At 69.4% G+C, this 20358-nt stretch carries 25 protein-coding genes; 10 read left to right on the forward strand and 15 right to left on the reverse strand.

What is annotated here, in order from left to right; all coding sequences use genetic code 11:
- Window positions 1-7: 7 nt before the first annotated feature.
- From ACIA73_RS22775 to ACIA73_RS22835, 13 genes are all read right to left on the reverse strand, one after another.
- Window positions 8-1033, reverse strand: coding sequence for a hypothetical protein (locus ACIA73_RS22775; protein ID WP_399440477.1), 1026 nt, complete (start codon window positions 1031-1033; stop codon window positions 8-10).
- A 137-nt stretch (window positions 1034-1170) separates the two neighbouring features.
- The gene (locus ACIA73_RS22780) at window positions 1171-1386 is read right to left on the reverse strand and encodes a hypothetical protein (RefSeq protein WP_399440478.1); all 216 of its coding nucleotides are present in this window, start codon (window positions 1384-1386) and stop codon (window positions 1171-1173) included.
- 1 nt (window position 1387) lies between these two features.
- Window positions 1388-2011 carry a hypothetical protein gene (locus tag ACIA73_RS22785; RefSeq protein ID WP_399440479.1) on the reverse strand — a complete coding sequence of 208 codons (624 nt, stop codon included), beginning with the start codon at window positions 2009-2011 and terminating at the stop codon, window positions 1388-1390.
- 104 nt (window positions 2012-2115) lie between these two features.
- Window positions 2116-2436 carry a hypothetical protein gene (locus ACIA73_RS22790; RefSeq protein WP_399440480.1) on the reverse strand — a complete coding sequence of 107 codons (321 nt, stop codon included), beginning with the start codon at window positions 2434-2436 and terminating at the stop codon, window positions 2116-2118.
- A 23-nt stretch (window positions 2437-2459) separates the two neighbouring features.
- The gene (locus ACIA73_RS22795; protein ID WP_399440481.1) at window positions 2460-2840 is read right to left on the reverse strand and encodes an RRQRL motif-containing zinc-binding protein; all 381 of its coding nucleotides are present in this window, start codon (window positions 2838-2840) and stop codon (window positions 2460-2462) included.
- The gene (locus ACIA73_RS22800; RefSeq protein ID WP_399440630.1) at window positions 2840-3835 is read right to left on the reverse strand and encodes a DUF2637 domain-containing protein; all 996 of its coding nucleotides are present in this window, start codon (window positions 3833-3835) and stop codon (window positions 2840-2842) included. Before ACIA73_RS22800 ends, ACIA73_RS22795 begins: the two co-directional genes overlap by 1 nt.
- Window positions 3836-3843: 8 nt before the next feature.
- The gene (locus tag ACIA73_RS22805; RefSeq protein WP_399440482.1) at window positions 3844-4365 is read right to left on the reverse strand and encodes a hypothetical protein; all 522 of its coding nucleotides are present in this window, start codon (window positions 4363-4365) and stop codon (window positions 3844-3846) included.
- Window positions 4362-4694 carry a hypothetical protein gene (locus ACIA73_RS22810; RefSeq protein WP_399440483.1) on the reverse strand — a complete coding sequence of 111 codons (333 nt, stop codon included), beginning with the start codon at window positions 4692-4694 and terminating at the stop codon, window positions 4362-4364. The genes ACIA73_RS22805 and ACIA73_RS22810 overlap by 4 nt, the downstream gene beginning before the upstream one ends.
- Complete coding sequence (locus ACIA73_RS22815) at window positions 4691-5116, reverse strand: NUDIX domain-containing protein (RefSeq protein WP_399440484.1); 426 nt, start codon at window positions 5114-5116, stop codon at window positions 4691-4693. Before ACIA73_RS22815 ends, ACIA73_RS22810 begins: the two co-directional genes overlap by 4 nt.
- Window positions 5113-5409 carry a hypothetical protein gene (locus ACIA73_RS22820; protein ID WP_399440485.1) on the reverse strand — a complete coding sequence of 99 codons (297 nt, stop codon included), beginning with the start codon at window positions 5407-5409 and terminating at the stop codon, window positions 5113-5115. Before ACIA73_RS22820 ends, ACIA73_RS22815 begins: the two co-directional genes overlap by 4 nt.
- Window positions 5410-5575: 166 nt before the next feature.
- Window positions 5576-5788: a hypothetical protein gene (locus ACIA73_RS22825; RefSeq protein ID WP_399440486.1), complete on the reverse strand. Its 213-nt coding sequence runs from the start codon at window positions 5786-5788 to the stop codon at window positions 5576-5578.
- 75 nt (window positions 5789-5863) lie between these two features.
- A complete protein-coding gene (locus ACIA73_RS22830; RefSeq protein WP_399440487.1) occupies window positions 5864-6337 on the reverse strand; it encodes a transcriptional regulator in 474 nt (157 codons plus the stop codon).
- A 2-nt stretch (window positions 6338-6339) separates the two neighbouring features.
- Window positions 6340-6570 (reverse strand): hypothetical protein, encoded by a 231-nt coding sequence (locus ACIA73_RS22835; RefSeq protein ID WP_399440488.1) that lies wholly within the window; start codon window positions 6568-6570, stop codon window positions 6340-6342.
- An 828-nt stretch (window positions 6571-7398) separates the two neighbouring features.
- Between ACIA73_RS22835 and ACIA73_RS22840 the strand changes: the two genes are divergently transcribed.
- Entirely contained in the window at window positions 7399-8520 is a 1122-nt protein-coding gene (locus tag ACIA73_RS22840; RefSeq protein ID WP_399440489.1) for a hypothetical protein, read from the forward strand.
- On the opposite strand, the gene ACIA73_RS22845 is transcribed toward ACIA73_RS22840, so the two are convergent.
- The gene (locus ACIA73_RS22845; protein ID WP_399440490.1) at window positions 8506-9537 is read right to left on the reverse strand and encodes a GntR family transcriptional regulator; all 1032 of its coding nucleotides are present in this window, start codon (window positions 9535-9537) and stop codon (window positions 8506-8508) included. The two genes, ACIA73_RS22840 and ACIA73_RS22845, sit on opposite strands and share 15 nt — an antisense overlap.
- 398 nt (window positions 9538-9935) lie before the next feature.
- Window positions 9936-10868, reverse strand: a complete 933-nt coding sequence (locus tag ACIA73_RS22850; protein ID WP_399440491.1) for a bifunctional DNA primase/polymerase — start codon at window positions 10866-10868, stop codon at window positions 9936-9938.
- 305 nt (window positions 10869-11173) lie between these two features.
- Here ACIA73_RS22850 and ACIA73_RS22855 point away from each other — a divergent pair, with 305 nt between their 5' ends.
- From ACIA73_RS22855 to ACIA73_RS22895, 9 genes are all read left to right on the forward strand, one after another.
- The gene (locus ACIA73_RS22855; RefSeq protein ID WP_399440492.1) at window positions 11174-11476 is read left to right on the forward strand and encodes a hypothetical protein; all 303 of its coding nucleotides are present in this window, start codon (window positions 11174-11176) and stop codon (window positions 11474-11476) included.
- 301 nt (window positions 11477-11777) lie between these two features.
- On the forward strand, window positions 11778-13007 hold the full coding sequence (locus ACIA73_RS22860) for an acyl-CoA dehydrogenase family protein (RefSeq protein WP_399440493.1): 1230 nt from the start codon (window positions 11778-11780) through the stop codon (window positions 13005-13007).
- Window positions 13008-13069: 62 nt separating this feature from the next.
- The gene (locus ACIA73_RS22865; RefSeq protein WP_399440494.1) at window positions 13070-14134 is read left to right on the forward strand and encodes a bifunctional MaoC family dehydratase N-terminal/OB-fold nucleic acid binding domain-containing protein; all 1065 of its coding nucleotides are present in this window, start codon (window positions 13070-13072) and stop codon (window positions 14132-14134) included.
- 5 nt (window positions 14135-14139) lie between these two features.
- Window positions 14140-15204 (forward strand): acyl-CoA dehydrogenase family protein, encoded by a 1065-nt coding sequence (locus ACIA73_RS22870; RefSeq protein ID WP_399440495.1) that lies wholly within the window; start codon window positions 14140-14142, stop codon window positions 15202-15204.
- A complete protein-coding gene (locus ACIA73_RS22875; protein WP_399440496.1) occupies window positions 15201-15653 on the forward strand; it encodes a MaoC family dehydratase in 453 nt (150 codons plus the stop codon). The genes ACIA73_RS22870 and ACIA73_RS22875 overlap by 4 nt, the downstream gene beginning before the upstream one ends.
- The gene (locus tag ACIA73_RS22880) at window positions 15650-16816 is read left to right on the forward strand and encodes a lipid-transfer protein (RefSeq protein WP_399440497.1); all 1167 of its coding nucleotides are present in this window, start codon (window positions 15650-15652) and stop codon (window positions 16814-16816) included. Before ACIA73_RS22875 ends, ACIA73_RS22880 begins: the two co-directional genes overlap by 4 nt.
- 62 nt (window positions 16817-16878) lie before the next feature.
- A complete protein-coding gene (locus ACIA73_RS22885) occupies window positions 16879-17754 on the forward strand; it encodes a DUF1906 domain-containing protein (RefSeq protein WP_399440498.1) in 876 nt (291 codons plus the stop codon).
- 219 nt (window positions 17755-17973) lie between these two features.
- Window positions 17974-18555 (forward strand): SigE family RNA polymerase sigma factor, encoded by a 582-nt coding sequence (locus ACIA73_RS22890; protein ID WP_399440499.1) that lies wholly within the window; start codon window positions 17974-17976, stop codon window positions 18553-18555.
- Window positions 18556-18692: 137 nt separating this feature from the next.
- The gene (locus tag ACIA73_RS22895; protein WP_399440500.1) at window positions 18693-20339 is read left to right on the forward strand and encodes a long-chain fatty acid--CoA ligase; all 1647 of its coding nucleotides are present in this window, start codon (window positions 18693-18695) and stop codon (window positions 20337-20339) included.
- Window positions 20340-20358: the final 19 nt, after the last annotated feature.

Raw genomic sequence — 20358 nt, forward strand, 5'->3', positions numbered from 1 at the left:
CCTCCCCTTATCGGGCGTTGTAGAAGTCGCGTTCGGCGGGCTTGGTCAGCGGAGAGTCGGCGACCGCCCGGAAGATCTGGCCGTGGCGGACCTCGGCGTTCGCCGACGCGGTGCGGCACGCTTCCTCGCCGCCCTGGATCTGGTCGTGCAGCTTCCTGGCGGCGGCGGCCTGCAGATCGAGCTGCTCCTTGAGGAACTCGCCCTTGCCGATGAGGTTCAGACCGACGTCCTTCTCCGTGATCTCGGCGATCAGCGCATCGCAGTCGGCGGCCAGCTGCGCGGACTCGTCCACGAGTTCCAGGCAGGTCTCCGCGCTGGTCTGGCACAGGGTGGCGGCGCCCTCGGCGAGGTCGATGACCTGAGTCAGGGTGAGGACCTCACCGCCGCTGTAGGTACGGGACTTCCCCGCGGCGGTGGTGACGTGGACGCCCTTGTCGTCGACAGACGCGGTATGCGGGACGGGCGGGTTGGGCTGCATCGCGGGGTCCTTCCTGAGCTGCTCGGGCAGGCTGACGTGCGGCGGCGGGGGCACCGTGCCGGGCGGCGGAATGACCGGGCCCGGCACAGGCCCGGTGGGGTCGGCCGAAGGCGGAGGCGCGTCCGGGGGATCGGTCGGCATCGGCGGCGGGTCGGCGGGCTTCGGTGGCGGCGTTGGAGCGGACGTCGCCTTGGGCGGCGGCGTCGGGGACCCGGTGGGTTTCGGCGGTACGGTCGGCCCCGGCGTGTGCGCGGACGGCTTCGCGCCGGGTGTGGCAGACGCCGAAGCGGAACCGGATGGGCCGGGTTTCTTCAGGTAGCCGGAGCGCCATCCGTCGCGGAGGCCACCGGCCCAGTTGGCGCCCGCGAGAAGCCCGTAATGGGCCTTCGCCGCAGCGTTGTAGGGGGCGGTGCGGAAGGTCTCCGGCGCTTTGCCCGGGGACCACTTCTCTTTCGGTGGGGACGGGGGCTTCTCGATTCCCGCCTGCCCGTACTTGGTGTGCGTGTTCTCGACACCGAAGACGTAACTGATGGCGAGGAGTAAGAGGAGTTCCATCACCCTCCTTCCTTCACTCTGTGTAGTTGAAGGGAGTTACCGGTTACCGGTTACAGCCCCCAGGAGAGCTGGTTCACCCCTCCCAGGAGTGCCCGGCGGTACCCCTGGGCTGTAACCGGTAACCGGTAACCGTGCACTCAGCGTGAGGAGCCGATGTTGTTGACCGTCGAACTCGCGGTGTTGAAGACCGATTCGAGGGTGCTGCGGATCGTGTCGCCGAACGGGGTGTAGGGGAGGAAGACACCCGAGACGATCAGCAGGACGCAGATCGCGAGCTGCTTCCCCTTCGTCTTCTTGAAGACGAAGAACATGGCCCAGCCGAACAGGGCCAGCGCGAAGAACTGGAGCGTCATGTCATGCACCCTTCTCGAAGGTGAATCCCTTGTTGTTCGCGTGCGTGAGCGCACCCGCCCCGGAGGCGGAAGCGGAAGGAGCGGAGAGCTTCTTGTAGGCGACCAGACCGCCCCCGCCGACCAGGGCGACCCACAGCCAGGGGCTGGACAGGAAGTCACCGCCGGCGGCGGACTCCTGGGCCTTGGGCTGCTGGGTGCCACCGAGCGTCGGCGCGTCACAGGCGGGGATCTTGGAGACCTCCCAGGGCGGGGCCTTGGCCACCGTCGCCGCCCGTGCCTTCATGCACTCGCGGTAGACGGTCATCTCCCGCTCGTACAGCGTCTTGGCCACGGCTTCCTCGGTCTGCGCCCGCCGTTTGCCCGCCTCCACTTCCACGAGCGCGTTCGCGGCGTCTTCCTTGGCGCGGGCGCGGTCCTGGGCAGCCTGCTGGCCCTGCATGCTGGTGACGGTCACGACGGTGCCGCACACCGCGACAACAGCGATCGTGCCGCACACCGCCAGCGCAGCGGTGTTACGGCGAACGCCGCTGAGCTTGGCGGAGAACTTCGAGGGGCTGGGCTTCTCGGGGGTCTCGGTCTTGGGGTTCATGCGGCTGAACTCCTCGTCCCAGTCGATACCGGGCATGACAGGTGCCCTCCTTCCGGAAGGTGTCGGGTGTGCGGCAGAGATGGCGCGGGGCCCGCGTCCGCCGGCCGACGGCAGGTGCGGGCCCCGAACGGGGATGGCGCTCAGGAGCGGGCCGGGACCTCGTGGTCGGGGTGCGCGGCGGCGGACTCCTGCCAGCGGCGGACCTCTGCGGCATCCGCGTGGGAGACGCGCACCCGGTAGGTGCAGCCCTCGGCCCGACAGCGGAACACCGGCCGCGACGCCTCGCTGACGGCGACGACAACGGAGGCGAACAGGACCGCGACCCCGAAGGCGCACACCAGCGTCATCGGCAACGGCACCTGGTAGGCGGCCAGCGTGCTCGCGGTGCGCCAGGCGGCGGCTCCGGCGAGGAGGAAGGTCGCGGCGGGCAGCAGGCAGGCGGACAGCGTGGACTTCTTCACGTGCACTCCCTGGAAAGTGGGGTTCAGGCGGCGCGCTGCTCTTCGGGGTAGGCGCAGGGCACGCACATGCCGAGCGAGGCCGGTATGACGTACCCGGCGTCCAGTCGGCAGGAGGGGCACATGCGGCGGGCCGCGTTCGCCTTGGCGAGCGCGGCCCATTTCGCGGGCGTCATCGGCCGCTTCGGCTTCGCGAGATCGATGCGGTAGAGGTAGGCGACCAGCGGGCCGCGCCGGTAGCGCGGCCGGAAAACCTCGATCTGCACGCCCTGCCCGCCGGGGCGTAAGCCCTGAGCGTCCAGTTGGCGCAGGGTGGCGTAGCCCTCGGGAGCGCACTTCCACAGCAGCCGCGGTATCGCCCCGGACTGCGGGGTGGTGGCGAGGCACTTGCCGTAGCGGATGGCCATCAGGCGCTCCGCAAGTCACCCGAGGCACTCGGGCGCTGTTCGGAGTAGCGGGAGCTGACCCAGCCGACCGACCAGCCGCACAGCTCCGCTGCCGCCCGTACCGGCAGACTCGCGGCGAACGCTTCGGTCACCAGGGCGCGGGCTTCGTCCTCCGGGAGTTTCTCGGTGGCCGGCCCCCGCTCCAGCAGCGAGGAGCGTTCACGCTCCGCCCGTTCCTCACGCTCCGCCTGTTCACGGGCAGCGCGCTGAGCAATCGCACGGCGCTCGTTTTCTGCGCGTTCGGCGGCCTCGTGTTCACGCTGTTCACGATCACGCTCGGCCTGTTCACGTTCGCGTTCACGGCGTTCATCCGCCTCCCGCTCCACGCGTTCGGCTTCCACCTTCGCCGCGCGTTCCTCGGCCCGTTCGCGCTCTTGGCGTTCAGCGGCTTCACGGACCAGGAGGGCTTCGTGCTCGCGCTGTTCACGGGCCAGCGTGGCGGCGTGGTCGCGCTCTTCACGGGCCAGCGCGGCCGCTTCCTGGGCCTGCTCGCGGGCCGCCTGCTCGCGGCGTTCCCGCTCTGCCCGTTGTTCTTGTTCAAGGGCGTTCGCGGCGGCGTTCAGGGCCCGCCGGTAGGCGAGTCCGGTCTCTGCCGTGACGATCAGCAGGAGCGGGGCGACCGCGTGGACGGCGACTCCGACCAGGTCACCTTTCAGTGCGGAGTCGGCGGTGTTCAGGGCGAGGGTCATCCCCCCGGTCATCCACCGCAGGACCACCGGCCACCTCCCGCCCTTCCCGCCGAAGCGGGCCAGGACGGAGTCGAGGCGGACCACGATGACCACTGCGGCGTCCACGACGAGCGGGAGGATCGGGGCCGTCCAGCGCCACTCGAGGGCGGTGTGGGCCCTCATGAGCGGGGTGACGGTCAGGATGGAGTAGAGCATCGCCCCGGCCACGATCAGCCAGGTGCCGACCGACAGTGCCTTCTCCGCTGAACGGAGCTGAACACTGTTCATCGCGATGTTCATCCCGCCCCCTCAAGGGGCCGCACCACCGGGGCGACGGTGCTCGTGAAGTGACGCCCGTCGTCAGCGCGGATGAACGTCTGGATCTCCCACAGCGCGGCGGCCGAACCGAGTTCACGGGTGGTGATCCACCTGTTCTCGAAGGCCCCGAGCGAGTCCGCGTGGGCACGGGCAGCGTCGGCGTCGGCGTGAATGCTGTGCGGCTGCCCGCGGTACAGCAGCAACGCCGGACGGTCCAAGGACGGGCGTGGGCTCACCGGCTTGGCGGCCAGCTCCTCCTGCGTCTCCTCCAGTTCCTGGGCCAGGTGCGCGGTGTCGCGCAGCAGAAGCACGTTGTCGTCCCGCAGCAGTACGGCCTCCGCCTCAGCGGACTCGGCACGGGCCACCAGGGCGTAGACCGCACGCAGATGCTCGCGGTAGGAAGCGGTCTCCCGCTCCAGCACCTGGCGGACCACGGCGCGTGCGTCGTCTGCCTCAGCGGCCAGACCTGCCAGACGAGACGACGAAACAAGGCGAATCATGCCGCCACCTCCGTTGCGGACAGGGTGGACGGGGCCGGGGCGTAGGCGACCAGGCTGATGGTGCAGGCCCCGTACGGGCCCTCCGCCCGCAGGCGCATCGTGGAGTTGTCCACACCCTGTGCACCGAAGCGGACCGTGTCCGCAGGCACGTGCAGGGCCGCCCGCCACGCCTCGAACGCACCGAGGTCGTCGTGGAAGGCCAGCTCCACCCGTCCGGGGTAGAACCGGGAGATGTGCACGTCCGGGGCCGGAAGCCCCGGGAACTCGCTCTCCAGCAGACTCAGCGTCCGCAGCGGGGCATACAGGCCGGTCAGGGTCAGCTCGCTCATGCTGCTACCTCCAGTGCGTGGGCGATGATCTCGGCGTGGTCGAACGCCAGCGGCGGCAGATCGGTCAGCGGCCACCACTGAGCCTTGGTCGCGTCGTCGCCCGCCTCGATGGGCAGCCCGGAGTGGACCTCCAGGTGGTAGGCGACGGTGACGTACCGGCCGCGCGGGTCCCGGTCGGGTGCGTCGAAGACGCCTACCTGGTGCAGCTCGTACTCAGCGGCGTACACCCCGGCCTCCTCCGCCAGCTCACGCGCGGCGGCGGCACGGCTCGTCTCACCGGGGTCAACGAAGCCACCGGGCAGCGCCCACTGGCCCTTGAACGGGTCCCAGCCGCGCTCAACGAGCAGGACACGCCCGTCGGTCGAGGTGACGACCACGTCGGCGGTGTAGCGGATGGCCAGCAGCGTCTCTTCGGTGCTCACGCCGCGACCGCCTTACGCACCTGGCGGCGGCGGGTCTTGGCGGCCGGCCTCACCAGCGGGGCGACGTTGAAGACTTCCGGGTGGTCCTCGACCATCTGCGCGGCCACCCAGGAGGAGCGGTCCACCAGGGTGGGGTCGTCGGCGAGGATGTCGCGGGCGGCGGCCTGGCGGGCGGCGGCCTCTTCCTCGCTCTCGCCCTCGACCCCCAGCCACAACTCCAGCGGGGTGCCCAGGGCCAGTTCCACGAACTCATCTACCGAGGCAGCGTGCTGGCTGCCGATGTACGCACGCATGGGAACTCCAGAACTCGAAGGGACGGAGAGAAGAAGGGCAGGGCGGCTCGACCATCTGGCGAGAGGAAGCCGGACCTGCAGGGCCGCTGCCGGTGGGAGCGGCCAGTGCCCCGGCCGGGAGTCGAACCCGGCCTTGAGACCATCGGGGCTGATCAGCGCGATGCGCCTAGTCCAGAAGCGTCTGCGGAAGGATCGCCACGATCGCCTCCGGGAACTCCTCCCGCAGGTCGCGAGCCGCAAGGGATGCCTCCGCTCCGTCGAAGCCAAGCCCCGCGAAGCCGGTCTGGCACACCCACTTACCGCGCTCGAACGCCACGACGCTGTACCCGCGGAGCTGCTTGGCGGTCGTTGCCTGGCGCGTACTTCCGTGCTTGCTCATGGACGGCCTCCTTGGTGTGTGGTGTCCGGCCCTCACCAGCCGGTGGGAGCGGAAGTTGTGGTGAGTGGCGGTGGATCAGACAGCGGTGATGAGCAGTGCGGCGACCAGGAGCCACAGATGGTGGAAGGACTGATCGAGCGCGTACGCGCCGGTCCCGAGGTGGGCGGCGGGGGTTCCCTGGGCGCTGACCGGGTGGGCAGGGTGGGCGCCGGTACCGAGCGAGTAGAACTCGCTCTGCCCGGTCACCTTGGCCAGCCAGGCGAGCGTGCTGCGGCGGTCGGCCCACCAGTGAGTGAGCGCGTCCACACCGAACCCGAGCACGAGCCCGAGGACGGAGAGGTGAAGCCCAAGCACCGCCGCCACCAGCGCCAGCAGGACCGCTTTCGTGGCGGTGAGCGAGGCGACGTGGCGGGCACCGGCCAGACGGCCACCCCAGCCGGGCAGGCCCTTGCGGGCCGACTGGCAGGAGGTCTGCACCCAGTGGTCGCCCACGTTGTGAGCGACGTACAAGGCGGCGAACACGGCGGCGAAGGTGGCGGCAGCGTTCACGGCTACTTGCCCTCGTCGCGCTGCTGCACGAGCTGGATGGCCATGCGCGGGAAGTCGGCGACGGCGTCGAAGTCGGAGAGCTGCAACCCGTAGATCCGGGTGGCGTCGACCATGTCGCGCAGTACGGACGCCGCGGTCGCGGTCTGCTCCGGGGTCGGCTGGTGGGCGGGTGCGAACTGGCGGGCCGCCTCGCCGATCCTGCGGCCGATGTTGTCGAGGTCGTGCTGGTCCATGAGTACGTCCCTGGGGCGCAGATGGACCGGGACTATCCCGGCTCCTTGCCACCCCGGCCGTACGGCTCCGCAGATGCGGACCGGACGGCCGGGGGAAGCAGCCGGCGCAGCAATGTTGTGGCGCTGCGAAACGGTGCGGACCGGTTGGCCACGGCGCATGTTCACGCTCACGGTCCTGGGGGTGAAGCGGCGCCGCCGTGCCGGTCGATCACGGCCGCGCCCTGAGCTGTCGTTGGTGCATCGCAACTCCCTCGGTAGGAAGGGGGGAGACGTGCACGGATCTCCTGATTCGTACGGGGCCTCTCGGTCCGGGGAGTTCCGCAGTCCCGGAAGTCACTGAGGTCGTATGCCGTGCGGTTGCTTTGAGTCGGTGGCGTGTCCCCCTAAGAGGGGTGTTGGGCGCCTTGTGACGGGGGCCCGTTCTCGACCGACTGTTCTCCACTCACCTCCGGCCGGTGTGGTCGCGGCCGGTACTGCGGTGGTGGTTCACGCTGTTGAGTTCTCAAAGTGGAGCCGTTCGCTTCCTTCGAGGCGATCCGCCGATACGGACCTCTCCGGGCGTTTGCGCAGGTCGTACGGGTCATGCAGGACTTGCAGACTTCGACTTGTTCGTCGACGTCTAGTTACAGGTTACGCATCTCTGGTTCCCCGTCAAGGCGGTCCGGGATTTTCGTGAGGCGCCGTGTCGGCTCCTCTGCTCTGAGACTGCCGCCCGTCGGCCGGTCGCGGCAGAGGAGCGAGGGGGACAGAGGGGGACTGTCCCCCCTGTCGCCGCCGCGCGTTCCAAGTCACACTGAGGCGAGGGTTGTTGACACCCAGGGATGGTTCATGACTGCAATTGCCGATCGGCGTGCGGCGCGGGAGTGGAAGAAGGCCCGGCTCGTACTGGAGTTGAAGCGCGCTGCTTCCACACGTGGAATACCCGTCGCTTCAGACGAGAGCCTGAACCGGATGATCCGGGAGTGGGAGTCCGGGCGGCGCCCTCTGGTGGGCGACTACCTGGAACTGTTCTGCGCCGTATACGGATGCTCTCCGGCAGAACTCGGATGCTTCCCGGAGGACGCACCGGAACCCGAACTCGACGAAGTGAGTTCTCTCAAGCGCGAGTTGTTAGCTGCCCGCAGCGTCGACACGTCCATGGTGAAGCTGTTTGAGTCGCAGACGGAGAATCTGCGGCAAATGGATCGACGTCTCGGCGCAGAGTCTCTGCTGCCACAGATCGTGGCGCACGTGGGCCAAATGGAGAAGCTTCTCCAGCACGGCGTTGCTTCGGGAGCGCGCCAGCTTGTCGCGGGCGCACTCACCGAAGCAGCCGCCCTAGCCGGGTGGCAGGCATTGGACTTGGGTCGCTATGGCGACGCATGGAATCTGCACGAAGTTGCCAAGGCAGCAGCCCGCGAAGCGGGCAACAGCACCCTCCTCGCCCACGCCACCGCACAACAGGCTTACGTCCTGATGGACTTGGAACAGCCGACCGAAGCGGTACAGCTCGTGCAGCAAGCGGTCGCCCATGGCGAGGGGAAGGTTCCGGCGCTTATGACGACGTGGCTGCATGCGGCAGAAGGCGAAGCCCATGCCGTTGCAGGAAATAGCTCAGCGTGCCGCCGTTCCTTGGATCGCGCGGATGCTTCTCTTCCCGTCGACGCTGCGGACCCCGAGCTGCCGTTCCTCTTCCTGGCGGGCTCTCACCTGGCCCGATGGCGCGGTAACTGCTTGGCTCGCTTGGGCGCAGACGAGGCCATTGAGGACCTCAGCGGGGCCTTGTCCGCGATGGACGAGGGGTTCAATCGCGCGGAGGCTGGGGTGCGGTGTGACCTCGCCGGGGCGCTCCTGAAGCGGGGCGACACCAGCGAAGCCACGGTGCAGGCCGAGAAGGCTCGCGAATTGGCGGCGCTGACGGGTTCCGTCCGTCAGCGCATCCGAATTCAGCGGATTCTAGACCTTGCGTGAGTTTCCCTCTTGCGTGGCAAGCAGGTGCAACAGCGCAACCAGGGTTCCGGAGTTTGCGACCTCCCCGCGCTGGATAAGCGCAGGGACTTCGGACAGCGGTACCCACGCGGTGCGCTGGGACTCGTTGACCTCTGTCGGCGCCGTTACGTATTCCACCCCGCGCGCGACGTAGACATGGTGAGGACTTGTGACCGTCCCAATCATCGGCTCGAAACTGGCAACGTGTTCCAGTTCACCCTTGGGGCGGTACCCCGTCTCTTCCAGGATTTCGCGCTCAGCGGTGACCGCTGGGTCTTCGCCGTCGTCGATGAGCCCACCCGGAAGTTCCCAGTTCCAGGTGTCGGAGACGAAGCGGTGGCGCCACATCATGAAGACGCGGTTCTGGTCATCCAACATGGCGGTCATGGCCGCAGCCGGAAGGTACACCTTGTGGTGCTCGAACCGCTCACCATCCGGGGTCTGAATATCTGCCTTGGAGACAGTCACCCATTGGTTCTCATAGATGGGCTTTTCTCCGAAGACCTTCCACGCGGTCGAGCGGTCGCCATCGTCGTGGAACGACGCCGGAACGGTCACGGTCCTCCGGGCCCCCTGCGTGCTGCTGGCCAGGCCGGCCGCCTCTAGTTCCTTGAACACCTGCCCCGCGGTCTTCCGTGAGATCCCGAACTCCTTGTGCAGGTCGGACTCGGACGGGTACTGCGCGCCCATCGCGAGACGCCCGCTCGCGATCCGCCCCCGAAGCTCCGCCACCACCCGCTCGCGCTCCGTCACGACGGGACTCGTGCCGTCCGCGCCACGGACGAACCGCCCTCGCCCCTTGACCGAGTCGACCAGCCCTTCGTCTTGCAGCAGGACCAGGGCGCGATGCGCCGTGTCCCGCGCGACGCCGTACTGCTCCTTGAGCTTCTCCTCAGAAGGCAGGGCATCCCCCGTGCGCAGGTCGCCGTTCTCAATCTGGACTCGCAGATCCTTCGCGATGTCCCGATAGCCGGTCCTGCTGCCTCGTGTCGCGCTCACCCGTTTCCCTCCGTCGGGTTGGACTGATCCCAAGGGTATGCAGTCGTCTGGCGAACGGAAGAGGCCGTGCTGATGACTCCCCCGCTGAAGTAGCGATTCGGAGGGCTGTGGGCCATGTGTGGGCCAGGCGGCCCATGAGTGTCGTTGGCTGAGGTTCCCGTGCAGGTCAGACCTCCTTTTCGTGCTGCACGCGAGTCGGTCTTGAAAACCGTCGTGGCAGCGATGTCACCGTGGGTTCAAATCCCACACCCACCGCAGGTGAACGGCCCCCGACCAGCAGTTGGTCGGGGGCCGTCGCGTTTTCCGGGGGCTGCTATCGACGGGACCCCGGCGACGTCGTGGGGACGCACACCGTAGCGCCCCCCGCCGCACTCGTGCGGTTTCCCGATGCCGTGGGGTCAGGCCCGCGTCCCCAAGGTGAGGCGGGCCGCAGAGGCCAGGGTCGAACGGGCCTCGGCCAGGGTGAGGCCGGCGTGGAGGGCGGCTTCGGTGAGGGCAGGGGCGAGGGTTTCGCCGAGGTCGTTCTCGTAGGCGCGGCAGGCTGCCCAGAAGAGGCGGGTGTTGCGCTGGCCCGGGCGGGCGGTGCGGACGAATTCCACCAGGCCGTGGCCCCGACTGTACGAGTGGGAGGAGTGGGAGGAGTGGGACCAGGGGGGTGGCGGGGGCCGGCGGGGGCGGTGGGCCAGGAGGGCGAGGAGTGAGGGCGGGCAGGGGGCTGCCGGGAGCTGGGCGGTGCCGGGGGCCAGACGGTAGACGCCGTGGGTGGTGAGGGAGCCGGGGCCGACCAGATAGCCGCCGGTGCCGCGGATGTCGATACCGGGGGCGAGGCGGCTCGCGGAGTTGGGGACCGTGGTGCCTGCGGGGCCGGTGAGCCAGAGGTGGCGGCCGCCGGAGGGGGTGAGGACGGTGACCGTGGGGGGAAGCGTGAAGTCGTGTTCGCTCCCCAGGCGTTCGAGGGCGGCGACGGGATCGTCACCGTGCTTGGTGTCGAGGTCGATGCCTATGAGGTGGTGCGGCGGGCGGCCGCAGGCGATGCCGTAACCGGTGGCGCGGGGCGCCGCGGCGAACAGGGCGCGGACGACGGCCGGGTCGGTCGAGGCGTCGTACACGCCATGGCCGGGGAGGCCGCACTCGCCGCGGCAGGGCGGGCCGACGCGCGAGCCCTCGGGGGTGGCTCCTGGGGTGGCCCCGGGTGTGTCCTCGTCGTGGTGCGGGGAGCGCAGGGCCGGGAGCTTGGTGCGGGACAGGGGAATCACGGGGAGGCCGCGCTCCGCCGCGGAGAGGGCGTGCGCGAGGGCCAGGGTGGCGGTGAGCCGGTCTGGAGAGGCCATGACTCCATAGTCGTACGAATGTTCGAACAAGGGAAGTGGGGAAATTTGGCTGAAAATCTGCCGAAACGCTTCCTCTTATGGGGTTACTGGGTTTCATGCGCCATTTGGCACTGAGCTGGATGTTTTGGGGTGAGGTTGGGGGTTTATCGACAAAACCTCACGCTTGAGCGTGAATAAGGGCGTGGTGGGTGGTTCGCCGGGGTTCGGTGGGCAACTCTGGTGCTGCGACGTCGTCACCAGCACCGAGGCAGCCGGCCAACTTCCTCGGAATCAGCCGTACTTAACAATTCCTGGAGGAATTGACCATGCGTAATGCCCGCATCTTCGCCGCTGTTGCCGCGCTCCCCCTCGCCGCCGCCCTCTTCACGGGTGTCGCCACTGCCGACAACGGGTCCTTCGCTGACGACGGCTCCAACGCGGCTGTCGCCACCGTGAACGGAAGCGGCGTGGGCGGTACGAACAACGGCAACGCCACCACCACCCAGCAGGTTGCCAACGGTGCCGGCGCCTCCAACCAGAGCAACAACGCGAGCGTGAACGGCTCCGGCTTCACCTCGATCAACCAGGGCAACGAGAACGTCGCGGTGAACTTCACCGAGCTCTGGTAGTCCGCTCGACCCGATGAGGGTCTGTGCTGCGGGGTGAACAACTGCCTGTGCGGCGGTGCTTCGGCGCCGCCGCACAGGCATTTCCGCGTCCGGGCACCGTTGCGGACCGGTGCGCGTCGGCTTGCGGGCGGGTGTGGCCCGGCAATGTCCGTGACCTTGACAGGGCGGCCAAATCTGACGGACAGTCAGAAACCTCGTTCCGTACGTTCCGTCGTACGACCCGGCCGCGCCGCCTTCCCGTACGACACGGGTCGCGTGCGCTTCCCCGTACGACCGGGCAAACCCGCCGGAGGACACCGCCGTGCATCTCGCACCGACCGGGCGCCAGCAGCGGCTGCGCACCGAACTCCGCTCGTACTTCCGTGAAGTGATGCCGGACGGGGCGCCCGAGAACCCCGCTGAGCAGCGGGCGCTGCTGCGGCGGATCGGTGGCGACGGGATGCTCGGGATCGGCTGGCCCGAGGAGTACGGCGGCCAGGGGCGCGGCCCGGACGAGCAGTTCGTCTTCTTCGACGAGGCGTACCGGGCGGGCGCCCCGGTTTCGATGGTCACGCTGAACACCGTGGGTCCGACCCTGATGAAGTACGGGACCCAGAAGCAGCGGGACTTCTTCCTGCCGCGGATTCTGCGCGGCGAGCTCGTCTTCGCCATCGGGTACAGCGAGCCGTCGGCCGGCACCGATCTCGCTTCGCTGCGGACCCGGGCCGTGCGTACGGAGGGTGACGGCAGGGGAGGTGACGGGGCTGGTGGCGGAGGTGTCGGCGCGGTTGATGGCGCGGCTGCCGGAGACGGCGGGTGGCTGATCGACGGGCAGAAGATCTTTACCAGCAACGCCCAGCACGCGGACTGGATCTGGCTCGCCTGCCGGACGGACACCGAGGCGCCGAAGCACCAGGGCATATCGATTCTGCTGGTGCCGACGGATGCGCCCGGCTTCTCCTGGACGCCGATCGAGACGGTGGGCGGGCTGACCACCACGGCGACGTACTACGACGGGATCCGGGTGCCGGCCGGGAATCTGGTGGGTGAGGAGAACGGTGGCTGGGGTCTGATCACCAACCAGTTGAACCATGAGCGGGTGGCGCTCGCGGCAATCGGCATGCAGGCCCAGGACGCTTTCGCCGAGGCGCTCGCATACGCCCGGACCACGGACCCCGCGACGGGCGAAAGGCCAGGTGAGAGGCCCTGGGTGCGGGCTCGGCTGGCGGAGGCGCACGCCAGGCTCGCGGCGGTTCGGTTGCTGAACTGGCGGTTGGTGGGGGATGTGGGCGCGGGGACGCTGGCGCCGGGGGACGCGAGCGGAGTGAAGTTCGTGGGAACCGAAAGTGCGGTCGCGGTCTACCAGTTGTGCCAGGAGGTGGTGGGCGACGTCGGGCTGGTGCGGGCCGGATCGCCGGGGGTGCTCGGGGACGGCGAGCTGGAGCGGATGAACCGGGCCGCGCAGATCAACACCTTCGGGGGCGGGGTCAGCGAGGTGCAGCGGGAGATCGTCGCGACGATGCGGCTTGGGATGCGCAGGGGGAAGCGGTGAGGGAAGTGATGGGAGAGGCGGTGGGTGCGGTGGGCGCGAAATTGGTTACAGAAAGTAGCGGGATGGGGGAACGGGGCGAGTTCCTCGACCGTTTGAAGAAGTACGAGGGGCTGGCGGCAGCCACCTCGGCAGTGGGCAAGGACCTGGTCAACGAATCGATGATCAGGCACTGGTGCGAAGCGATGGGAGACACCAGTCCGGCATACGAAGGGCCGGACGCGACGGCTCCGCCGACCATGCTCCAGGCCTGGACGATGGGCGGATTGTCCGGACACGGGTCGGGGGCCGGTCGCACGTCGGCGTACGACGACCTGTTCGCGCTGCTCGACGGCGCGGGGTGCACCTCGGTGGTCGCCACCGACTGCGAGCAGGAGTACGTACGGGACCTGCGGCCGGGCGACCGGATCACTTTCGACGCGGTGATCGAGTCGGTGTCGGACCGCAAGACGACCAAGTTGGGCGCCGGTCACTTCGTCACGACGCGGATGGATGTGTACGGCAACGGGAAGTTGGCGGGGACGCACCGATTCCGGATCCTCAAGTACGCGCCGCGCGGGAAGGGCGACGCGGGCACTTTGACAACTCAACAGGGTGTCGTGGACGGGACGGTGCGCGGCGATGCGGGGGCGGTGGCTCGCGAGCACGGGAGTGAAGCGGCTCGCGGGGATGCGGGCAAGGCGTCTGCGCCCGAGCAGACGAAGGCGTTGCGCCCCCGGCCGGTGATCAACCGGGACAACGCGGGCTTCTGGGAAGGGGTCGCGGCGCACCGGCTGCTGATCCAGCGGTGCTCGGGCGAGGGGTGCGGGACGCTGCGGTTCCCGTGGCTGCCCGGCTGCAATGCGTGTGGCTCGGCCGAGTGGGACACGGTCGAGGCCGGCGGTGAGGGGACGGTCTTCTCGTACGTGGTGATGCACCACCCGGCGTTCCCGGCCTTCTCCCCGCCCTGTGCCGTGGGGTTGATCGAGCTGGCGGAGGGGGTGCGGATGATCAGCAATGTGGTCGGGGTGGAGCCCGGCGAGGTGCGGATCGGGATGCGGGTGCGGGCGGAGTTCGAGCGGTTCGACGCGGAGTTGGAGCTGCCGGTGTTCCGGCCGGTCGCCGGGGTCAGTGCCGAGGGTGGGGAGTGACGGGGATGGACTTCACTCCGAGCGAGGAGCAGCAGGCCGTGCGGGACCTGGCGGCAGAGATCCTCGGTGATCTTTCGACGCACGAGCGGCTGGCAGCCGCCGGGACCGGCACGGATGCCGAGCTGTGGAAGCGGCTGGTGGGGGCCGGTCTGCTGGAGGCGGTCGAGGAAGTCGGACTGCTGGGGCTGGTACTCCTCCTGGAGGAACAGGGCAGGACCACCGCGCAGGTTCCGCTGGCGGCCACCGGTGTTTACGGACTGCTCGCCGTGGGTGCTTACGGGTCCGAAAAGCAGCGGGAGTTGTTGCTTCCAGGGCTGCGAAACGGGTCTGTGGTGGCCGTAGGCGCATTTTCGGCCACCGGCGTGGGCCCCGTTCGGGCGGAAGCCGGCGCGGAGTCGGACGTGTGTGCGTTGTCGGGGTCGGTCCCGGCGGTGCCGTGGTTGCGGGACGCTACCCACGTGGTGGTGCCGGACGCGGACCGGGGGCTGTGGGTCGTACGTACGGGAGAGACCGGGGTCGGCGTCGAGCCGGTCGAAACCACCGCGCCCTGGTCGGCGGGGCGGCTCAGGCTGGACGGGGCGCGGGGCGAGCGGTTGGGCGGGCCGGGTCCGGCGGCGTACCGGCGCGTCAGGGGCGCGGCGCGGATCGCCTTCGCGGGGCTCCAGGCCGGGGTGTGCGCGGGGTCGGTGGCGCAGGCGGTGCGGTACACCTCGGAGCGCGAGCAGTTCGGGCGGCCGTTGTCGACCAAGCAGGGGGTCCAGCTCCGGGCGGCCGAGGCACATATGGACACGGAGTCGATCCGGGTCACGGCGTACGAGGCGGCCTGGCGGTACGACCAGGGGCTGAGCTGTGCGAGCCATGCGCTCACCGCCGCCTGGTGGGCGTCGGAGGCGGGCCGGCGGGTGGTGCATGCCGGACAGCATCTGCACGGCGGGATAGGGGCCGATGTGGAGTATCCGGTGCACCGGCACTTCCTGTGGGGGCGACAGATCGACGCGTATCTGGGCGGTGCGGGACAAGCGCTCGAAGAACTCGGTGGGTTGCTCGTGGAGGAAGGGGCTGAGGGATGAAGGCCGGTGAGGAACTGCCGCCGATGGAGATAGCGGTGACCCGTACCTTGATCGTGGCCGGGGCGGTGGCGTCCCGCGACTACCAGGACGTGCACCACGATGCCGAGGCCGCGCGGGAGAAGGGGTCGCCTGACATCTTCATGAACATCCTGACGACCAATGGCCTGGTCGGGAGGTATGTGACCGACAGCCTCGGGGCCGGAGTGCGGCTGCGCGCGGTAAAGATCAGGCTCGGGGCGCCCAACTACCCGGGGGACACGATGGTGTTGCGCGGCACGGTGGCGGAGGTCGACGGGGCGGCGGGCACGGCGGAGATCACGGTCGTCGGGGCCAACGGCATCGGGAACCACGTCACCGGCACGGTGAAGGTCGCGTTCGAGGGGGCCTTCGAGGACGCCTCCCGGGCTGTGTTCCAGGGCGCTGCGTCCCAGGACGGGGGGTCGGCATGAGTGTCCGCAGGGCCGACAGTCTCGGCGGGAAGGCCGCCATCGTGGGGATAGGGGCGACCGAGTTCTCCAAGGACTCCGGGCGCAGTGAGCTGAAGCTGGCCGTGGAGGCTGTGCACGCGGCGCTGGACGACGCCGGGCTCTCCCCCGCCGATGTGGACGGCATGGTCACCTTCACCATGGACACCAGCCCGGAGATCACCGTCGCCCAGGCGGCCGGTATCGGCGAGTTGTCCTTCTTCTCGCGGGTGCACTACGGCGGAGGTGCGGCCTGCGCGACCGTGCAGCAGGCGGCGCTGGCGGTGGCGTCCGGGGTGGCCGAAGTGGTGGTCTGCTACCGGGCGTTCAACGAGCGGTCGGGGCGCCGGTTCGGGTCCGGGGTGCAGCGGCGGGAGCCGTCGGCGGAGGGGGCGGCGCTGGGGTGGGCGCTGCCGTTCGGGCTGCTGACGCCGGCGTCCTGGGTGGCGATGGCGGCGCAGCGCTACCTGCACGCGTACGGGCTGACGCCGGAGGCGTTCGGGCATGTCGCGGTGACCGACCGGCGGCATGCGGCGCGCAATCCGGCGGCGTACTTCTACCAGAAGCCGATCACGCTCGCCGAACACGCGGCGTCGCGTTGGATCGTGGAGCCGTTGCGGCTGCTCGACTGCTGTCAGGAGACGGACGGCGGGCAGGCGATCGTGGTGACGACGGCCGAGCGTGCCCGTGACCTCGCCAAGCCGCCCGCGGTGATCGTCGCCGCGGCTCAGGGCGCCGGGCGCGGTCAGGAGCAGATGACGAGCTTCTACCGGGACGATCTCACCGGGCTTCCCGAAATGAGCGTGGTGGCACAGCAGTTGTGGCGGACGTCGGGGCTGTCGCCGACCGGGATCGATGTGGGGATCCTCTACGACCACTTCACCCCGTTCGTGCTGATGCAGCTGGAGGAGTTCGGGTTCTGCAAGCCCGGAGAGGCGGCAGATTTTGTGGCGGCGGACGCGCTGCCGCTCAACACACACGGCGGGCAGCTGGGGGAGGCGTATCTGCACGGGATGAACGGGATCGCGGAGGCGGTCCGGCAGATCCGGGGGACCTCGGTCAATCAGGTGCCGGGCGCGGAGCGGGCATTGGTGACGGCGGGCACCGGGGTTCCCACATCCGGGTTGATCCTGGGGGCGGATTGCTGACCGCCTCGGCGTGAGTCGTGGACGCGACCACCAGATGACCGTTAGCTCACCGTATGTACCTAATGAGAATTTCTGCGTACGTACGACAAAAGGCACCCGGGCGGGCGGTGGGTCTGGTGGCCGCGCTGGTCGCCTCACTCGCCACCCTGGTGCTGCCGGTCGACGCCTCGGCGGGGGATGCGGACCCCGGGCAGTCCAGCGCCGGGTCCGGGAAGCCCGTCTACTTCAACGGCTGGGCCTTCGACACCTGTGAAGCCCCCTCGCCGGCCACCATGAGGGCCTGGCGCCGCTCCTCCTCCTACCGCGCGGTCGGCATCTACTTCGGCGGCCCGGCCCGGGGCTGCCCGCGCCAGAAACACCTCGGCAGGAAGTGGGTCCAGTCCGTCGGCCGGATGGGCTGGTACATCCTTGCGGTGTACGTCGGGTCCCAGGCGCCCTGCGTCAACGCGGGCCACAAGCGGCGCTTTGTCATCGGCCGCAACCCTTGGCAGCAGGGCACGGCCCAGGCGCGCGACGCGGTGGAGCGGGCCGGCCGGCTCGGTCTGTTCCGTGGCAGCACCCTCTACCTGGACATGGAGGCGTACGACATCGGGAACAAGCCCTGCGCCCAGCGCACTCTCGCCTTCGTCCGCGCCTGGAACCGGGAAGTCCGTCGGCACGGCTACTTTCCCGGCTTCTACAGCAGTGCCAACTCAGGCGTGCGGCACATGGAGCTGGCCCGGCGGGCGCGCACCGCCGATCTGCCCACCGCCATGTGGTTCGCCCGCTGGCACACCCCTCCGGCACCGCACCGCGAGCCGGTGCTGGCCGGGAACGCCTGGACACCGCACCGCCGGATCCATCAGTACGCGGGCCAGGTGCGTGAGACCCACGGCGGCCACCGGCTGAACATCGACCGCAATCGGGTCGACGCACTGGTGGCCCGCACCCGGAGATGAGCGACCGCCCCTGCCTCGCCCCCACCCCACCCTCACCTCGCCTCCTCCCCGGGGGCGTGGGTGGGAAGGCGCCGCCCCCGAGACCCGACCCTGATACCCCCCGGGCCCCCCTCCACCTTCAGGAGGTGGGGCCTGCCCCACCTCTACAACCTGAGGCGGACATGTCTTCGGGACCTGGGGCCGATCCCCGGGGCGGCGGCCGCTTCTAGCGTGGAACACATGACCACGCCTGTCTGCACCAGCGCATCCAAGGCCGCCACCGGGCACGCCGGGCACGCCACCTCCTTCACCGGATACCCGTCGTTCTCCAGTTACGTCCGGGCCCGCGGACCGGTCCTGCTGCGCACCGCGCGCTCGCTGACCGCCAACCCGTGCGACGCCGAGGACCTGCTGCAGACCGCGCTGACCAAGACGTATGTCGCCTGGGAGCGCATCGAGGACCACCGGGCCCTGGACGGCTACGTCCGCCGGGCGCTGGTCAACACCCGCACCTCGCAGTGGCGCAAGCGCAAGGTCGACGAGTTCGCCTGCGAGGACCTTCCCGAGCCGAGCATCCCCGGCTCCACCGCACCGCCCGCCCCGGACCCCGCCGAGCAGCAGGTGCTGCACGACGCGATGTGGCGCGCGATCATGAAGCTTCCGGACCGGCAGCGCGCCATGGTCGTCCTCAGGTACTACGAGGACCTGAGCGAGGTGCAGACCGCCGAGGTGCTCGGTGTCTCCGTCGGCACGGTCAAGAGCGCGGTTTCCCGCGCGCTGGGCAAGCTCCGCGAGGACCCGGAACTGACTCCGGCCCGCTGACCGGCAAAGATCTCTCTCCTTTTTGGTTACCCCCAGGTAGTGACATACCGCTGGGTACGTGCGCAGAATCGGCCAGACACGCACGGGCGAGTGACGCCCAGTGCCAGTGCCATTCGCGCGCCCACCGGGAGGACGCCGTGCTCAGCACCATGCAGGACGTATCGCTGACCGTGACCCGCATCCTGAAGCATGGGATGACCATCCACGGAAAGTCGCAGGTCACGACATGGACCGGTGAGGCCGAGCCACAGCGACGCAGCTTCGCCGAAATCGGCGAACGTGCCACCCGCCTCGCCAACGCCCTGCGCGACGAACTCGGCGTCGTCGGTGACCAGCGGGTCGCCACCCTGATGTGGAACAACTCCGAGCATGTCGAGGCGTACTTCGCGATCCCCTCCATGGGCGCCGTACTGCACACCCTCAACCTGCGGCTCCCCGCCGAGCAGCTGGCCTGGATCGTCAGCCACGCCGCCGACCGCGTGGTCATCGCCAACGGTTCGCTGCTGCCGCTGCTCGCCCCGCTGCTGCCGCATATGCCGACCATCGAGCACGTCGTGCTGGCAGGCCCCGGCGACCGCTCCCTGCTCGACGGCTGCACCCCCCGGGTCCACGAGTACGAGGAGCTGATCGCGGACCGGCCGACCACCTACGACTGGCCGGACATCGACGAGCGCAGCGCCGCCGCCCTCTGCTACACCTCCGGCACCACCGGCGACCCCAAGGGCGTCACCTACTCGCACCGCTCCATCTACCTGCACTCCATGCAGGTCAACATGAAGGAGTCGATGGGCCTCACCGACAAGGACACCACCCTTGTCGTGGTCCCCCAGTTCCACGTCAACGCCTGGGGCCTGCCGCACGCCACCTTCATGACCGGCATCAACATGCTGATGCCCGACCGCTTCCTGCAGCCCGCCCCGCTCGCCGAGATGATCGAGCGCGAGCGCCCCACCCACGCCGCCGCGGTCCCCACCATCTGGCAGGGCCTGCTCGCCGAGGTCACCGCGAACCCGCGCGACCTCAGCTCGATGGCCAACGTCACCATCGGCGGCGCGGCCTGTCCGCCTGCGCTGATGGAGGCGTACGACCGGCTCGGCGTCCGGCTGTGTCACGCATGGGGCATGACCGAGACCTCCCCGCTGGGCACCATGGCGCACCCGCCGGCCGGGCTCACCGCCGAGGAGGAGTGGCCGTACCGCATCACCCAGGGCCGCCTCCCCGCGGGCGTCGAGGCCCGGCTGGTCGGCCCCGCCGGTGAACTGCTGCCCTGGGACGGTGAGTCGGCCGGTGAGCTGGAGGTGAGCGGTCCGTGGATCGCGGGTGCCTACTACGGCGGCGCGGGCGGCGAGGACTTCAAGCCGGAGGACAAGTTCAGTGCCGACGGCTGGCTGAAGACCGGCGATGTCGGAGTGATCAGCCCGGTCGGCTATCTGACCCTCACCGACCGGACCAAGGACGTCATCAAGTCCGGTGGTGAGTGGATCTCCAGCATCGATCTGGAGAACGCCCTGATGGCGCACCCGGAGGTGGCCGAGGCCGCGGTGGTGGCCGTTCCGGACAACAAGTGGGGTGAGCGTCCGCTGGCCACCGTGGTCCTCACGGAGGGCGCCACGGTGACGTACCACGACCTGCGGGACTTCCTGGCCGGAACGGTGGCCAAGTGGCAGCTGCCGGAACGCTGGGCGATTGTCCCGGCGGTGCCGAAGACAAGCGTCGGCAAGTTCGACAAGAAGGTGATCCGCAAGAGCTACGCGGACGGGGAGCTGGACGTCACCGAGCTGTAGTTCCGGCCGGAGCCGGATG

The sequence above is a fragment of the Streptomyces sp. NPDC051561 genome (assembly GCF_044454195.1).
Taxonomy (GTDB): Bacteria; Actinomycetota; Actinomycetes; order Streptomycetales; family Streptomycetaceae; genus Streptomyces.